The sequence below is a fragment of the Photorhabdus caribbeanensis genome (assembly GCF_018448885.1).
In the GTDB taxonomy this organism is placed as follows: domain Bacteria; phylum Pseudomonadota; class Gammaproteobacteria; order Enterobacterales; family Enterobacteriaceae; genus Photorhabdus; species Photorhabdus caribbeanensis.
On the sequence record NZ_RCWB01000003.1, the window covers coordinates 115,765 to 131,596 of the forward strand.

The following is a 15,832-nucleotide window of genomic DNA, read 5'->3' on the forward strand; positions in this document are numbered from 1 at the left end:
AACTTTTCCTTATTTTTCCTTATGTGGAACGGAGGACAATTGTCCTTTTCTGAGCATATTTGTCAGTGCTATGCGGTTTATTTTGCTGTTGTGGCGAATGTCAACCGGAATAGAATTAACATAGTAAATACGGGTAACTAGCGTGAGCGCCAACTCGTCTAAAATAGCGGGTAAATTTGTCGGTAGGGTAGCGCTTTCCAGTATCAGAGCGGCTCCGCCTAAAGGATGTAGCACAAACGCATTTTGAGTGACCTCTGGCAGTTCATTGATCCTTTTTTCCAGTACATAGGGATGAATGATACGGCCATCCTCTAGCACCACTTTGTCTTTTACCCGTCCAAGTAGCCAGAGCTGCCCTGTGGTGTCCAGATAGCCAACGTCACCAGTACAGTGCCAAATACCTCCCTGTTTACGTGGGAGCTTGTTTTCTTTCGTTGCTTGAGGATTATCAATATAGTCTTTGAGCACATGAGGCCCTGCAACCAAGATTTCACCGACACTACCGGCGGCCAGTGGGATAATTTGTTGGGGGTTGGCAGTTATTTCCCGAATACATATTTCTGCTTGTGTCACTGGTTTTCCGACCAGATAACCATCATGAGTTGCCCAGTGGTTTAATTGAGTCGTCATTTCGACGGTACTGATCGGTTCAACCTCGGTAGAACCATAGACCACTAAATGTCGAGCATGTGGAAAGACGGTCAGGCAGTTTTCAAGCAGAGCCTTGTTGGCAGGCGCACCACCTACAATGATTGTTCGCACGTTGGGGAATGACAACCCTTTGCTCTTAGCATAACTGGTGACTTTGCTCATATAGGCGGGAGCGCCGCTGAGGCATGTAACACCTTTGTCTTGCATTTGCTTGACAATCTTTTGCGGATCGACAGTTGCCGGATGGGCAAAGTCAAAATCAGGCAGAATACTGCTGTTGCCGCAGCACAATGAGTGCAGCACCATAACGGGAAAACTGTGTAGGTCAATCTCACTCTTTCCCTCAGAAAAAAGCGCTGTTATGGCATAAAGTTGTGCTAACAGGCTGTCATGAGTGCGGTTTGCGCCTTTGGGGATGCCGGTAGAACCTGAGGTAAAGGTAATTAACCCGGTTGTATCCGGCGGTAAGTCTCGGCAAACAAAGCTATTTAGAGGTAAATGTTGACTGGGTGTTGCCAGCGCTTTCATGCCCCAGATACGTTGGCCGATGACAAAACGTCGCAGTCGCCACAATTCAGGGATCAGAAACCAAAATTTTCCTAACGTAGGTTGAGTGATCACCGCTGATAATTTACTGCGGCGCAGTATCTCCCGCAGTTGCTTTTTGGCAAGCCCGCGCTCAAGCATAACGGGAACGAGTCCTAGCCCCAAAATAGCAATAAGTAATGGGTAAAGTACTAAACCCGGTTGAACAATCACCAGTAAGCGATCGCCGGCAACGAACCCGGCTTGGGTTAACAGATGCTGGAAATGGGAGGCATGAGAAAAAAACTCCTGAAAGCTTAAGTCGTTACTGTGCTCCAATGAATGTGGCGCTTGCAAGGCTAAATGCTCAGGGTGTTTTTGGGCGGCATTGACAATTGGCTGACAAATATTTGTCATGCGATCCTCCTGTAATAAAGCGCATATTGATGCTTAGTGGCGGCCGGTGTATTGAAAAGCCGTCCTGCGGTCTTGAGCGATGTATTATCTTCACGCATCAGAGCGCCTCCCAGACGAGGGTGAATGCGCCTGGCGCTCTGTTCAAATGAACAATACAGCGTGTTGTACAACCGACTGCCCCGGTATTGCGGTGCAACTGCTACGGTTTTCAACAATCCGATAGCGGGCTGACCTTTTTGTAGAACTGAGAGACTCAGAAGTAACCCGGCAATTTCGCCGTTGGTGGTTTTAGCCAGAAATGACGCAGGATAACGGCAAAAAGGTTTAATAAACTCTTCACTACAGTGCTGTTGAAAGGCTGACCAAGATGGCGTGGTATAAGCGAAATTTTCGCCAAATACTGAGTCGATAAAAGAATAAAGTTTAACCTGTTCTTGCATCCATAATTCCGGTGTTAACGGCAACAATGTCGCTTGAACATCAGGAAGTTTTTGCGCGCGTTGATGAGCTTGTTGAAAGTTGCCTGCTATTGCCTGAGTATCGTCGAATAGCGAGGTATAGCGATAACGGATATCAAACCCTAACTCTTTTAACAAAAGAGGATAGTAAGGAGGGTTATAAGGTTCATGCTCAAAGGGAGGGACCTCAAAATGATCAAGTCGAACGCGGTAATCGCCGAAAGTTGAAAAATTAATGGGTCCGTAGAGATTACGCGCACCATTTTCCTTGGCCCATTGTTCCAAGGCGCTAAACAGCATAGTGTTGCTTGCTATGTCATTATCGGTTTCCCAAAAGCCGAAAAATGCGGCAGATCGGCCATCAACCCTATGAGGTACTAAAAAGCCGACAAGACGAGCTTTCCCTGGAATGCAGCCAATCCAAGCTTTACTGTGATTAAACCAGGAATTCTTTGGGCTGAACTGTTGTTGTACCTTTTCTCGGTCTTCGCCAGGCCAGAGCGGCCAATCGCGATAAATAATTGGCGGAAGGTCAAGAAAACCTTCGGGCAGTGGATTGGCCGGAGACCATTCTCCCATGAAGATATTAGACATGTTCACTCCTTGATGCCTGTTCTTCTGTTGTGGTGTCGTGCAAGCGGACAACACTCCCAGTTGCGCCATCCATGCGTACTCGATCGCCATCTTGCAAAATTTGTGTGACGGCAGGAATGCCAACAATTGCGGGGATACCCAGTTCACGGGCGACAACAGCGGAATGTGAGAGAGTAGAACCGCGTTCGATTAATAATCCACCGGCTGTGGGGAATAACGGCGCCCAACCGGGATCGGTACGCACAGTACACAGGATCTGACCTGCCAGCGACATTTCATCTTGTGGATTTTTAATTAATCGGATAGTTGTTTCAACCTGCCCTGGGTAGCAACCTATGCCTTGTAGCACGTTGCTATCAGTTGGAGCCTGTTTTTCCCGATAGGGATAACTGTAATCTTGCTGTTGATACAGTGAGCCTCTAATGAAAAGGTGATGAGCGGGTTCATCCTCGGTTTCGTAGCTGGCATATTCTTGCTTGCGTATAGCAACTAAAGGCTTAAGCTGGGTTTGTATTACTGTTCCTTCGTAGCTGCTGTAGATCTCCTCTAATGTGAGATAAAAAATATCGCGAGGTTCAGCGAGAATGCCTTCTAGTGCATAGGCTTGGCCAAGTTGTATGAAAATATCCCGGTATAGCCCAAACATACGGGTCCGGGTGAAGCGCATATTTTCCCGGTGGCGTATCGCCTGACGCAATTTCTGCAAATTCTTTTTGAAGGCGTTCATGCGTCTGGAGCCAAGTCGCTCGTGTATTTGTTGAAATGCCGTATTTTCGGCCTGAGTGCGCAATTTTCTTTCCCGGCTAGATAACGTCTCTGGCGTGAGAGTATCGATAGCAAGGTAGTTTTTTAGTATCAGAAATAGAAAACTGGGATCTTGTTTTAACGTGATGGTTTCCAGCTTCAATTCACCCATCGTGCGATCGCCATATTTTTTAATATAATCGATGCACTGCTGGTGGAATGATTCATCGAGTTGGCGTACTTGGGTCAACAGGGTACGAGCATCACCGTGGGTTAACAGGTTGCACAACTCAGGGTGCTGGCGTGCATATTGGCACATCTTTAATAGCACTTTGGTTGGTTGGGTGCTTTCAATATCTTCATCCCCAGAGAGAAGATCACCTAATAATGCCGATGAATTCTCAATACCGGCAGCAATTAGCTCCCGATTTACTCGGCCATTAAACATCATCACATAGAAGTCGTTCAGGATCGGCGTTGTCCAGCGTCGTAGCAGATGTTCATCCAGATATTTCAATTTCTCGATCAATTGGCTGCTGTTACAGGTATACGGTTCTGCTTGTTTTATGGCGGCGGCATGCCATTTGAACTGCTCTAAAAATAGTTCTACCCGTTGATCCATAGTCCTAAAGGCATATAACAGGCGCAAGAGTGCCCACCCCATTTTGGGCAGTTTCTTTATTTTATTGCCCAGTGAAAGTGTTTTATCCTCAACAAAGTCAACCGGGTCTTCCAGCCCCATCATTCTTTCCATATCTTTTTTATTGGTTTGGAAAGAGGGGAGTAATAATAGCCCTTTATACCAATTGTTGATGTTGTAATAGATCCTGCCTTTAATTAAACCGAGCATGTTTTCTAACATGGAACGATGCTGGTTAACTTGTTTATCCGAGCAACCTAAGGCACGTATTGTCTGTTCATAAACGGTGGCATAACCGGCGCGAGCAAAAGAGAAAGTTAATGGTGTTGTTATTCCACAATAAGATTCCTGAATATTGGAATTATCGAAGATAATATAAGGCTCGCTTTTATCATCCAGACGTGGCAGTCGGGTTATTGGCCGGGTCTGTAGAATAAAGATTTTATGGTTTTGAATCGTCCATTCGATATCTTGTGGGCATCCCCGTTCTGCCGCGATTTTTTTGCCGATATTTCGTAATGCATAGATTTCATTATCGAGTAAGGTCGGTTGCCACTGTTTTTCTTCCGCGACGGGTATGGTTACTGTACCGCTGCCATTGGTGGTATCGAAAACACTTGCTGTCTCTTTTTGTGTGATATGGCGTTCAATCTCAGGTGTAGTGAGATGAACTGAGAATTCGTCGGTATCACATTCGCCGGAAACCACACCTTCGCCGGTGCCCCAGGCGGATGAGATCAGGCAATGTTGCCTGCTACCCGTCACTGGGTGGGCAGTAAACATGACGCCAGAAACCTCACCGGCAACCATGTTCTGAATGATGACAGCACTACTTATATTGCCCATCGGTAGCTGTTTGTGTAGGCGGTATTGTAATGCGCGCGTGTTAAAAGCTGAGGCCATCACAGCACGTAAGCTATTGGCCAGAGCTGATTTACCCCGTTGAAATAGGTAGCTGTCCATCTGCCCGGCGAAAGAGGCATTGGCGGCGTCCTCGCCAATGGCTGATGAGCGAACAGCGAAAAATGCATCTGGGTGATTCTCCGATAAGAGAGCCAATTCTTCTTCTAATTCAGCAGGCAATGGAATCGACTGTATCCACTGACGCAATGGCGCAGCAATAGCGTCAAGTTTTTCCTGGCTGATATCATGTGGTACGTTAGCCAACTGTTCTATGATGTTGCTTGCAAATGTATCTTTGATAAGTAGGCTATTGAGTACCTCGCTGCTGATGATCCAATAATTAGGTACAGGAAAACCGTTTTGCGTAAGCCATAATAAATTGGCTGCTTTGCCGCCTAAGGAATGTTCTGCCAATTCAATAGCGTTATTTTGAGTGTAGAGATATTTCATATTATTCCACCAATGCAGCAATAGGATACTTTGCTTACATCATGGTCTTATCTGCACGTAATATTGTTGGCGTGAATAGATCAATAAGATATGAATGTATTACAAGCTATTGCTGCACCCTTATTCTAGAGGAAGAGTAAATTAAATAGTTTATTCGATTGATTATTTATTCCGTGTTAATGAAATAAGCCAGCGGAGCGTTTTCATTGTGCGCTCCATAAATGGATAACCAACAACATTGTGGGCCATCATGTAAAGCGGAATCCTTCTCATCCATAAATCACGCAGCGCTAATTCATAGCCACGACGCCAACTTATTGGATCAAGAGAGAGCCCCGATTTTTGCTCAAGTTCAACCCGGTGTAGTTCTATATAATAGGCCACCTTATCTGCATCGCTTTGTTGGTCTAAGCTAAAAGCCAGAAGTTCTGCCAGGTCGCGTTGTGGTAGATGCAAAGTAGACAATTCCCAATCCCAAGCGCATAAACGTAGCTCGGTTTCTTGTTGCCGGAAGGCAATATTGCGCGGGTTGAAATCACCGTGGATCAATGTCCTTGGCATCTGTTCGATTTCTTTCCACCAGGTAGCGGTGTTGTCTACCCAGTACTGGAAATCTTTCTCTTCTTCGGCGGTGAACAACTCAGGGAACGTTTGGTGGACAAAATTGCCCAGTTTTTGCCATAGGGGCTTCATCTGGGAAACCGTATCGGCATTCGCAATTTGCAGTTGTGGGAACTTCAACGTGAGCTCTTCTTCTCGTCCCAGCCAGATAGAGTGAATATCGGCTATTCCTCGGATGGCGGCTTCAAGGTGGCGTGGCTCCCAAGGTGTTTCCAGGTTAATGTTGTTCATTAACACCATATCCTGGAGCAATTCTTCAATCAGGGCATAAGTTCCGGTTGCTTCGTTTTCAATTACACCATAGATAATTGGAATATAGCGCATCAACCGTGGATCTTGCTGGTTCATAATCGCCAGTTCACGGCTATGGCTTTGGTTAAATTCAAGCTGATGTTTAAGATCCTGGAAAACAGCAAATAACTCAGGAGAGCAGTGTTTGGCGATATCCAGCACCATATTAACGACTTCACTCCCCAGAGGTTTCAGTTTCAGCATCACGGGTAAATTATTCTGTGCGGATGTCGTCATGGAAAAAGGAAATAAGCCAATTAAACGTTCCGCATAATTTGAACTCAGATGGGTCAACATACTGTGCTCGTCACTGCCAGAAAATTTAGGTTTGATCGTGGTTAAATAGGCCCCTTGTAATACAGGATTAAAATCTGCTTGCTGGAAGAAGGAGAGATCAAGTTCCTGTGGGGTATGCGCAGTAATATTGCTAGTGGTGGCAGGGCGATAGCGGCCAAGTCTTTCATGTGATTGAGCGAACTCATCCGCAGCAATAGCTGACAGAGTTGAAATATCAAGGGCCAGGCAATAGCTGGCGATGATCTCAGCCAGGCGGGCGGTGCCGTTTTCATCGGTGCAGCCCAACAGGTTCAGACATTCACGTTGGTGTGGTAGATTGGTTCCGCCACCAATGGTACCGACGATCAAAGAAGGCAGTGTGATACTGCAATAGACGCGATTATCGGCAGTTAATGTCATGTGCAAGTGGGCGACTGACGATTCATGTACGCAGGCAATATCCTGCCCTAGAGCGGTAAACATCCCGGCGATCACATTTGCGGCATTAATATTTATGCCAATCATTCCTGAGGCGATAGCGCCTTCGCTGACATGATGATAAGCCGTGACCAGTTGTTGTGGAGTGACTCGTAAGATTTGCTGGCAGGATTCAGCATCTAAATAAACTTCAGCTACTACACGAGTTCCACGTCCTTCGATGAAAGGTTGATAAGACACCTTTTTATCACTAGATGTATTACCATCGATCATAAAGTGGCGTAGTGGTATAAACGCCATTTTGGCTAACTGCTGTTGGATCCATTGACATGCATACCAAGTGCAGATGGTGGTCATATTTTGACCCGCTGCGGCGGCGGTATTGTAGATAAATTGCAAATGGACGCTGCGACCGATGATATGTGGCTTTATTTCCAACAATTGCGCATGTTTGGAATGGCGTCCTATTTCATACCGTAATTCGCTGATATGTTCTTTGACCCAATCACTGAACATAATGCTATGCGAGACGCTATGAAATTCAAAACGCGGGGCTCGTATCATGCGTTGACCAAGTACACGCGCGGTCGTCCCTCCTGATTGCGTAATGGCGGAAGAACCACGGGATACCGAAGCAATTAAAGCGCCTTCTGTGGTGGCAAGTGGGGCATAATATATCCCTTGAGCGTATTGTCCCTTTATCAAGAGAGGGCCGGCGATCCCAACAGGGATTTCTATTGAGCCAATAAATCCTTCAATGGTTTTTGTCAGCTTGGTCGCATCCAGACGGGTATTTGCCACGTGTTCTAATGTATGCCCGGTATGTTTTGCCAAATAATCCAGACGTTTTTGTCGCGCTTCCTCGGTGTAGGTGTAGAGGTGGCGGCGGGGCAATAGTTTCACTTGGGTTGTTTCTGTACGGACGGCAGATGCTCCTTGGTGTTTTTTGATGCTGAATATGTCACGTGACAATTCTAGAATAGAACCTCGCGCACAGTTTTCTATGTGATCAGTGGTATTATCTGATGCATCACTTACATATGATTGGATATTCTTTTGCAGCATAACTATATTTCCTTTAATACCTAAGCAAACCCAAGCTTTATTAAGATGCTGGCAGCGCAAACCGAGTAACCCAGCACCATAAATATTCCCACGACAGCTTCATCACGTTTGCGATTTTGGATAGTGGGACTACGGAGGAATTTACTTAATTGCCATAGACACAATGCATAACAAACGACCAAGATAATTAACGCCCATAACGCTATACCATCAGTGGTGATACGGATTAGCCAAATTTGTAATATCAACATTACGGTGAGTAATGACGCGATAATAGCGACAGCCCCTTTTCTGCCGAAAATAGATGAATAGGTCGGTATTTCCAGACGTTCTTCATCTGGGCCTTTACACTTGCGTGTAATTTCAAAACTGAATCCAGAGAAAAAGCACAACCCCATCAAAACCCATATTGGGAAATTGAGTGTGAGGTCAGGAGTGGCGATATTGGCCAACCACCAGATAATGAGCGGCATTACCAGCATATGGGAAATAGCATACCAAGTAAGGTGTTGGTTTAACCATTCACCGATAAAGAACTCTTTCCCCATAAGACAGGTCCAGATAAAGACCAACAGCCAGGCAAAAGTAACTGAACCCATTCCCCGATCTAAGAATAGACTTCCACCTAATTGTAATGCGATACAACAGATGCCAAGCACCCGTAGATTTTTCAGCGTAATAATACCGCGTTGTAAAATCCGCTGTGGATGATGTTCACAATCCAGTTGATAATCCTTATGCTCATCGAATATCCGTAGTAGTAAAAAATAGGAGAAGGACATCAGGCAACCGAGCAGGATTTCCCATGACAAAACGGGCTTTTCTCCGATTGAATAAAAAGCTACGGAATAGCTGATGATATAAAAGAGAAAGAAAAGCGGCGCATTTTGTAGTGGAAAACGCTCATCCATCCATAGCTTTATCCTCTTACCAATGAATTTTGAATAAATATCTTGGCTTTCCATACATCATTCCTATTTATTGTATAAAGACTAAACTATATACACGTGTGAAAATTCAGCTAAAGGATAATCAATCCAGAAGAGAATCTTAATTAAAGTCTATGTGTGCTTTTTAACATTATCTCTCTAAATAACTTAAAAAATACATATAGACTAGAGTCATACATTAAGCCAAAAGTTTGCTATCGGCTATAATCAGTATGTGTAAATTTTAATTTTAGCATGCAACTTATGTTTACAGTTTTCTCTATAACTGTATGTTTATACGATGTTTTTATTTTGTCCTTATGTTGAGGAATAACAGGCTCCGATATCATGCTTTAGGCAAATATAAATGAGTATCTGTCTTGTTATCTGTATAACTTGTCACGTAAATAAATTTTTCGTAAGACAAAGTTTCTCCATATAAGATACCGGAATAAAACAATAAATGATTAGTTATTGTAATTGAATGAGTGAGGGGATGTTTTGATTTAGCGCAGTTTATAGTCAGATATTACCACAATAATTAAAAGGTAATATTTACAGTTAGGTTTGTATTGGATTCTTGATGTAGGATCGGAGAATGCCGATATATTTTGGCTAAATAGCTACGTTACTTTATCAAGTAAGGAGTCTGAGCTGTGTTAGGAAAAATCCACAATCTTACTCTGTGCTGGTTTACTACTGTCCGAGCTAGTCATTTAGTTGTCAACCAGTATAAGCAGGAAGAGGTTAGTTTCAGCGACGAAGCCAATGATCTGATTCTGATAATTATCCGTACAGAATTAGGGTTGTGTGTTAAAAATTTGGTAGATGCGATAGCGTTGAAATTCATGTTTACTGTTTTCTGTGCAGGTTTGTTGCAATTGGCTGAATGTGTAAAAGCGAGTTTGCCGGAGGGCGCGGATCAGCATGATCTGGCGCGATTATCATGTTGATCAGGGTAGAAATTCCGGTAGATGCCGCGGGAATAGATCGGTTATTACGGAAATCTTTTGATACTTCGGCGGAAGCGGAATTGGTCCAACAATTGCGGGAAGATGGATTATTGACGTTAGGCGTGGTTGCCACAGATGACGAAGGCCAGGTAATCGGTTACGTGGCTTTTAGTCCGGTGGATATTAATGGTGAAGATCGCCAATGGGTTGGTCTGGAGCCGTTAGCCGTTGCGGAAGAATATCGTCGGCAGGGGATTGGTGAAAAGCTGGTGTATGAAGGTTTGGATAGCCTGAATGAATTTGGTTATGGCGTCGTCGTTGTTTTAGGTGATCCACACTATTATCGTCGGTTTGGTTTTACGCTTGCTAGTGAGCACCAGTTGTATTGCCAGTGGCCAACGTATGAATCTTATTTTCAGGTATATGAATTAGCTGATAGTTCTTTGGCTGACCATCAGGGATTGGTTACTTACTCCCCACATTTTGGCCGTTTCTAATTGATGCTAAATATTCTGCTATACAGACGGGCTGGCAAATAACCAGCCTCTCTTTTTGCTGTTTACTTAATTGTTTGACTTGATATTCCAGCCGTGAGGCATTGGCGCGATCTCCGGCATGACTACTGAAAACTAGCTGTAACGGTCCTTTCCCCCTCAGAGATTTGGCTCCTTTTCCGTTTTCATGTTGTGTAAAACGACGGTGAATATCTGTTGTTATCCCGGTGTAAAGCATTCCTGATTTTGTTTTCAGTAAGTAAAGAACCCATTGATTTTCAGCCATATAATTTTTTTCTGAGTTTTCTATTTTTGATATTTATATTTTACTCGGACGTTTTTCTATATCATTTTTCTGAATAATTTAGTTTAAGTTATTATAATATAACAGTTTTATAAAACCTGTTACATATCAATTTGCTGTACGCTGTATTTTTTATTCAAAAAAACTGAAATAGAATAGCAATAATTGCTAATTTTTATTCCGGCCTTTAGAGCATACTATGATCCACATCACAGAGAGTAACTCATTCCACTAAAAATTGATCAAGGATCATAGTATGAAAAACGTAAAATATATCGCTGTTGCTTTAGCTTTAAGTGCTATCTCTTTTGGTAGTATGGCGGCAAAAGAAGTTCAAACAGCTTCCTCTTCTAAAGTTGGCGTAATTTCTGTCACGGGGGCTGATACTTTGGAAACCCTCAGTGCCGAGTTGTCCAAAAAAGCTGACAAAGCAGGGGCATCTTCTTTCCGCATTATCTCTGCTGGCGGTAAGAATCAATTATCAGGTGTTGCTGAAATCTATAACTAATTTATAGTAGAACACACTGAACCCTGGCCCTGTCAGGAGATGTCAGAACACGCCGTAGGATGATGTTTATCCCGGCGTGGTTCTGGGCTTCCAGGCAGATACGACCCTGCTATTGGAGAGAGAGTGAACACCACTGAAAACTTTCAGATTATCCACAGATACCTTGCAAGACAGCATGTCCTAACGCTTTGTACAGCAACCGGTGATGATATTTGGTGTGCAAATTGCTTCTATGTTTTCGATGCCGATGAAATCGCTTTCTGGTTTATGACTGAACTTCATACTCGCCACGGTGAATTGATGCAGGTCAACCCGCAGGTTGCAGGTACCATTGCCGGGCAGATTCGAAATATTGCACAGATAAAAGGTATTCAGTTCAAAGGGGAAGTCATTCGTCTTGAGGGTGAAAAAGATAAAGCTGCCAGAGCACGTTATTGCCGCCGTTTTCCTGTGGCAATTGCTGTTAAAACACCTATTTGGCAACTGAATCTCAGTGAAATAAAGATGACTGATAATACGCTTGGATTTGGTAAGAAAATTGGCTGGCAGCGATAAAATTATCTGAGTCTATGAATAATCTGGTTGCGGCTGCCACGCCATAGTAAACCGGGTTCATAAAGATCTTGTATAAACTTGCCATCCACTAGCACATTAATATAGCTGACAATTTCCCGTTGAATTTCGCTAAGTTCCTTTAGCCGATAACCCGTCCAAAGCCAAATGTCCTTGTCTGGGCACTCTGTTTTAACCCGTTTTACCAATTTCAGGATCGCGGATGCATTGTGTGGGTGGAGGGGATCTCCGCCAGATAAAGATAGTCCCTGTCGTTTAATGCGTTTGTCTTGTAAATCAAAAATTACACGGTCTTCCATTTCCTGCGTAAATGGTTGGCCGGAGCTTACCCGCCAGGTACTTTTGTTATAACAACCGAGACATTGATGCTCGCACCCGGCGACAAACAGTGTGCAGCGGGTTCCGGGGCCGTTAACCACATCAACAGGGTAATATTGGTGATAATTCACTTTGTTAGCCCGCCTTCATTAGCCTAATTGCCCATTTGCCAGATGTTTTACCCTGCGTTTCACCTCTTCTTGTTTGCCCGCATTGAACGGGCGGGCATCGGGGCTTCCCAGATAACCACAAACGCGGCGGATTACTGATACTCTGGAAGGTTCATGATTGCCACAACGTGGACAGGTAAACCCTTTACTGGTACAGGAGAATTCACCGGTGAACCCACACTCATAGCATTCATCGATGGGGGTATTGGTGCCGTAATAAGGGACACATGAATAGCTGTAATCCCATACATCCTCCAGTGCTTTCAGATTATGTTGCAGATTAGGATATTCGCCGTAGCAGATAAAACCGCCATTTGTTAGTGGTGGATAAGGGGCTTCAAAATCCAATTTATCATAAGGATTGACCTTCTTTTCAACGTCGAGATGGAAACTGTTGGTGTAATAGCCTTTATCTGTCACGCCTTCAATGACGCCAAACTCAGCGGTATCAAGGCGGCAGAAACGGTCACATAGATTTTCGCTTGGCGTGCTGTATAAACTGAAACCATAACCTGTTTCTTTTTTCCATTGCTCAGTGGCTTTTCGCAGATGATCAACAATTGAGAGTGCTTTTACACGTAATTGTTGATCATCAAATAGATGAACCTGATTGCCATACAATGCGTTAATGGTTTCATGAATACCAATATAGCCCAGAGAAATAGAAGCCCGGCCATGCTTAAAGATTTCAGCGATATTATCATCGGCTTTTAGACGAACCCCGCAGGCACCTTCCATATAAAGGATGGGGGCAACTCGTGCTTTGACACTTTCCAGGCGGGTAATACGGGTCATGAGTGCTTGCTTTGCCAGTGCCAGACGTTTGTTTAGTAATTGCCAGAAATGTTTTTCATCTCCTTTGGCTTCGATAGCTATCCGAGGCAGGTTCAAACTGATAACCCCTAAGTTATTGCGTCCTTCATGAATTTGTTCCCCCCTTTCCTCATAAACACCGAGGAAACTGCGACAACCCATTGGGGTTTTAAAGGAGCCTGTTACCTTAACCACTTGATCATAGTTAAGAATATCTGGGTACATGCGCTTACTGGCACATTTGAGAGCCAGTTGTTTGATATCGTAGTTAGGATCACCGAATTTGTGATTCAGGCCATCACGGATAGCAAATACCAGTTTGGGGAATACTGCTGTTTTGTGATTCTTACCTAAACCAGCAATGCGGTTACGCAGAATAGATTGCTGAATTAGGCGGGATTCTTTTGACGTACCCAAGCCAAAGCCAAAAGTGACAAAAGGAGTCTGTCCATTGGCGGTATGTAGTGTATTAACTTCATATTCCAGCGATTGGAAAGCGTCATAACACTCTTTTTCTGTTCGTGCTTCGGCATAGGATTTTTTATCGCTGATATTCCACTCTTCGGCAATCGCCAAGTGTTTGTCATAGCTGGCTTTAACGAAGGGGGCTAATACTTCATCTATACGATTGATGGTGGTACCGCCATAAATATGGCTAGCAACCTGAGCGATAATTTGAGCGGTTACTGCCGTTGCGGTTGAAATGGATTTTGGTGGTTCTATTTCAGCATTACCCATTTTGAACCCATGAGTTAGCATGCCTTTCAGATCGATCAACATACAATTAAACATTGGGAAAAAGGGGGAATAATCGAGATCATGATAGTGGATTTCGCCTTTTTCGTGGGCTAATACCACATTACGCGGCAGAATATATTGTTTGGCATAATTTTTAGCAACAATCCCGGCCAACAGATCCCGTTGAGTAGGAATCACCTTGCTGTCTTTATTGGCGTTCTCATTGAGCAGGGAAACGTTACTCTGTTCAATTAAACCACGGATTTCTTGATTAAGTCGGCTGTGTAATTCTCGGACAGTATCCCTATCGTGACGATATTGAATATAGCGATGGGCAAGGTGATTATGGTTGTCTGCTATCAATTGCTTTTCTATTGCGTTCTGAATATCTTGTACATCAACTTGTCTGTAGTCAGCGAATAATTGCGTTACTGTGGATGCAACTTGGATACAATACTCATCATCCGTCATGCCAATGGCAGAAGCGGCCCGTTTTACGGCATCTCTGATAAGTTTTTCATCAAATGGTACTTGGCGCCCATCCCGTTTTATCACAACAGTTTTCACAATATGACTCCTTGAGAATGTTGTTCAAAAGTGCAAACTATTCTCGTTTTGGTATTCAGCTTAAAGATGGATGTTGCTATATATAGTTTTATTATTATATTTAAGCACAATATATAGTAATTTGAAGTGAGATAATCACGATCTCATTTGATCTGAAACAAAAAATGAAGACTTATATTTTAGGTCCAGTGGAGAAGAACACCCCTTTGGTCAGTAACTAACCAAGGGGTTGTGGAAAACAGGGCAGGGATTATTTACGAATCGCGATGGCTTCGATTTCGATTTTAACGTCTTTTGGCAGACGGGCTACTTCAACACAAGAACGAGCCGGGAAAGATGCATTGTGTTCTTTGAAGAATGCTTCATAAGTTGCATTAACGGTACCGAAGTCATTCAGGTCTTTAACGAAGACAGTTGTTTTAACAATGTCACCGACAGTGAGACCTGCTTTTTCAACGATAGCTTTAACATTTTCCAGTGATTGACGAGCTTGAGCGGCAATATCTTCTGCGACATCACCTGTTTCTGGATTGACTGGGATCTGGCCGGAAGTGATGACCATATTGCCTAGATCAACACCTTGAACATAGGGACCAATTGCAGCAGGGGCTTTATTGGTATTAATCTCGTATGACATAGGTTCTCCTGTTTGTTAATGTGATAACTGAATGAATATTTCATCAAGGGTACTATTATAGTGTCCGCTTCTGCCTCAGCAACTGACATAGGGAGTTTAATCGTTGCGTATCACCACACTGCGGTCGAACTCTTTCTCGCAATATTTGCAGGTTAGCACTACATCTTCCACTGTCACTTTGACTCGAAAACTGCTTTCTACGGGTTCATTGTGGCTGATGCAGTTGCTGTTAGGGCAGACTAATACGCTATCGATACACTCTGGCAAGTTAATGGGAAGTTTCTTCACAACTTCGTAGTCTTCAATACAGTTCACCGTGGCATTCGGCGCATACATAGCAAGCTGGTTAGCTTGTTGCTCTGTCAGGAATGTATTTTCGATTTTGATGATATCTTTTTTACCTAGTCGATTGGAAGGTAAGTTCAGGCCGATGGTAATGCGTTGATCGGTTTCAGTTAGCTTAAACAGAGAGAGTAGTTTGAAGCCGACCTGAGCCGGGATATGGTCAATCACCGTACCGCACCTAATAGCTTCGACTTGTAGTTTATGATCTTGGGTCATCGTGTTTTGTATGAATACATTTTAGTGACAACTTTCTGTATTCATCCTCCAGAATATTGTTAAGAATCGACACGTCTTCCATTTTAGGTGGTGTTATCCTGTTTATCCAGATAAGACGTAGACAAATCAATATTATCTTACTGTTGTTATTCCATATACTTAGCTTTAGCCGTCATTGTTATAAGAGTACCATG

14 protein-coding genes are annotated in these 15,832 nt (G+C 43.6%); 4 read left to right on the forward strand and 10 right to left on the reverse strand.

Annotated elements, in window-relative coordinates; all coding sequences use genetic code 11:
- Nucleotides 1–9 precede the first annotated feature (9 nt).
- The 5 genes from EAE90_RS03790 to EAE90_RS03810 all read right to left on the reverse strand — a co-directional run bounded on the left by EAE90_RS03790 (nt 10) and on the right by EAE90_RS03810 (nt 9,038).
- Nucleotides 10–1,593 carry a fatty acid CoA ligase family protein gene (locus tag EAE90_RS03790; RefSeq protein WP_214052332.1) on the reverse strand — a complete coding sequence of 528 codons (1,584 nt, stop codon included), beginning with the start codon at nt 1,591–1,593 and terminating at the stop codon, nt 10–12.
- Nucleotides 1,590–2,645 carry a hypothetical protein gene (locus tag EAE90_RS03795; RefSeq protein ID WP_214052333.1) on the reverse strand — a complete coding sequence of 352 codons (1,056 nt, stop codon included), beginning with the start codon at nt 2,643–2,645 and terminating at the stop codon, nt 1,590–1,592. Before EAE90_RS03795 ends, EAE90_RS03790 begins: the two co-directional genes overlap by 4 nt.
- Nucleotides 2,638–5,382 (reverse strand): phosphoenolpyruvate synthase, encoded by a 2,745-nt coding sequence (locus EAE90_RS03800; RefSeq protein ID WP_246550325.1) that lies wholly within the window; start codon nt 5,380–5,382, stop codon nt 2,638–2,640. The genes EAE90_RS03795 and EAE90_RS03800 overlap by 8 nt, the downstream gene beginning before the upstream one ends.
- 162 nt (nt 5,383–5,544) lie before the next feature.
- Complete coding sequence (locus tag EAE90_RS03805) at nt 5,545–8,073, reverse strand: phosphotransferase (protein ID WP_214052335.1); 2,529 nt, start codon at nt 8,071–8,073, stop codon at nt 5,545–5,547.
- A gap of 20 nt (nt 8,074–8,093) precedes the next feature.
- Nucleotides 8,094–9,038 (reverse strand): prenyltransferase, encoded by a 945-nt coding sequence (locus EAE90_RS03810; RefSeq protein ID WP_214052336.1) that lies wholly within the window; start codon nt 9,036–9,038, stop codon nt 8,094–8,096.
- A 620-nt stretch (nt 9,039–9,658) separates the two neighbouring features.
- On the opposite strand from EAE90_RS03810, the gene EAE90_RS03815 reads away from it, so the two are divergent.
- Both EAE90_RS03815 and EAE90_RS03820 read left to right on the forward strand, forming a co-directional pair.
- A complete protein-coding gene (locus EAE90_RS03815) occupies nt 9,659–9,955 on the forward strand; it encodes a hypothetical protein (protein WP_214052337.1) in 297 nt (98 codons plus the stop codon).
- Nucleotides 9,949–10,452, forward strand: coding sequence for a GNAT family N-acetyltransferase (locus EAE90_RS03820; RefSeq protein WP_214052338.1), 504 nt, complete (start codon nt 9,949–9,951; stop codon nt 10,450–10,452). Before EAE90_RS03815 ends, EAE90_RS03820 begins: the two co-directional genes overlap by 7 nt.
- Here EAE90_RS03820 and EAE90_RS03825 read toward each other — a convergent pair.
- Nucleotides 10,421–10,735, reverse strand: coding sequence for a GIY-YIG nuclease family protein (locus EAE90_RS03825; RefSeq protein WP_214052339.1), 315 nt, complete (start codon nt 10,733–10,735; stop codon nt 10,421–10,423). The two genes, EAE90_RS03820 and EAE90_RS03825, sit on opposite strands and share 32 nt — an antisense overlap.
- 274 nt (nt 10,736–11,009) lie before the next feature.
- Here EAE90_RS03825 and bhsA point away from each other — a divergent pair, with 274 nt between their 5' ends.
- Both bhsA and EAE90_RS03835 read left to right on the forward strand, forming a co-directional pair.
- Nucleotides 11,010–11,261 carry a multiple stress resistance protein BhsA gene (bhsA, locus tag EAE90_RS03830; protein ID WP_214052340.1) on the forward strand — a complete coding sequence of 84 codons (252 nt, stop codon included), beginning with the start codon at nt 11,010–11,012 and terminating at the stop codon, nt 11,259–11,261.
- 123 nt (nt 11,262–11,384) lie between these two features.
- Entirely contained in the window at nt 11,385–11,816 is a 432-nt protein-coding gene (locus EAE90_RS03835) for a YhbP family protein (protein WP_214052341.1), read from the forward strand.
- Nucleotides 11,817–11,818: 2 nt separating this feature from the next.
- Here the strand turns inward: EAE90_RS03835 and nrdG are convergent, their stop codons facing one another.
- The 4 genes from nrdG to pyrI all read right to left on the reverse strand — a co-directional run bounded on the left by nrdG (nt 11,819) and on the right by pyrI (nt 15,638).
- A complete protein-coding gene (gene nrdG, locus EAE90_RS03840; protein ID WP_214052342.1) occupies nt 11,819–12,283 on the reverse strand; it encodes an anaerobic ribonucleoside-triphosphate reductase-activating protein in 465 nt (154 codons plus the stop codon).
- 18 nt (nt 12,284–12,301) lie between these two features.
- Nucleotides 12,302–14,440 carry an anaerobic ribonucleoside-triphosphate reductase gene (nrdD, locus tag EAE90_RS03845; RefSeq protein WP_214052343.1) on the reverse strand — a complete coding sequence of 713 codons (2,139 nt, stop codon included), beginning with the start codon at nt 14,438–14,440 and terminating at the stop codon, nt 12,302–12,304.
- A 250-nt stretch (nt 14,441–14,690) separates the two neighbouring features.
- Complete coding sequence (gene ridA / locus EAE90_RS03850) at nt 14,691–15,077, reverse strand: 2-iminobutanoate/2-iminopropanoate deaminase (protein ID WP_036810177.1); 387 nt, start codon at nt 15,075–15,077, stop codon at nt 14,691–14,693.
- 96 nt (nt 15,078–15,173) lie between these two features.
- Entirely contained in the window at nt 15,174–15,638 is a 465-nt protein-coding gene (gene pyrI / locus EAE90_RS03855; protein WP_214052344.1) for an aspartate carbamoyltransferase regulatory subunit, read from the reverse strand.
- Between the last annotated feature and the right edge of the window lie 194 nt (nt 15,639–15,832).

Bases quoted from the DNA above. Each gene is read 5' to 3' on its own strand.
- EAE90_RS03790 (WP_214052332.1), bottom strand. From the start codon at position 1,593: ATGACAAATATTTGTCAGCCAATTGTCAATGCCGCCCAAAAACACCCT.
- EAE90_RS03795 (WP_214052333.1), bottom strand. From the start codon at position 2,645: ATGTCTAATATCTTCATGGGAGAATGGTCTCCGGCCAATCCACTGCCC.
- EAE90_RS03800 (WP_246550325.1), bottom strand. From the start codon at position 5,382: ATGAAATATCTCTACACTCAAAATAACGCTATTGAATTGGCAGAACAT.
- EAE90_RS03805 (WP_214052335.1), bottom strand. From the start codon at position 8,073: ATGCTGCAAAAGAATATCCAATCATATGTAAGTGATGCATCAGATAAT.
- EAE90_RS03810 (WP_214052336.1), bottom strand. From the start codon at position 9,038: ATGGAAAGCCAAGATATTTATTCAAAATTCATTGGTAAGAGGATAAAG.
- EAE90_RS03820 (WP_214052338.1), top strand. From the start codon at position 9,949: ATGTTGATCAGGGTAGAAATTCCGGTAGATGCCGCGGGAATAGATCGG.
- EAE90_RS03825 (WP_214052339.1), bottom strand. From the start codon at position 10,735: ATGGCTGAAAATCAATGGGTTCTTTACTTACTGAAAACAAAATCAGGA.
- bhsA (WP_214052340.1), top strand. From the start codon at position 11,010: ATGAAAAACGTAAAATATATCGCTGTTGCTTTAGCTTTAAGTGCTATC.
- ridA (WP_036810177.1), bottom strand. From the start codon at position 15,077: ATGTCATACGAGATTAATACCAATAAAGCCCCTGCTGCAATTGGTCCC.
- pyrI (WP_214052344.1), bottom strand. From the start codon at position 15,638: ATGACCCAAGATCATAAACTACAAGTCGAAGCTATTAGGTGCGGTACG.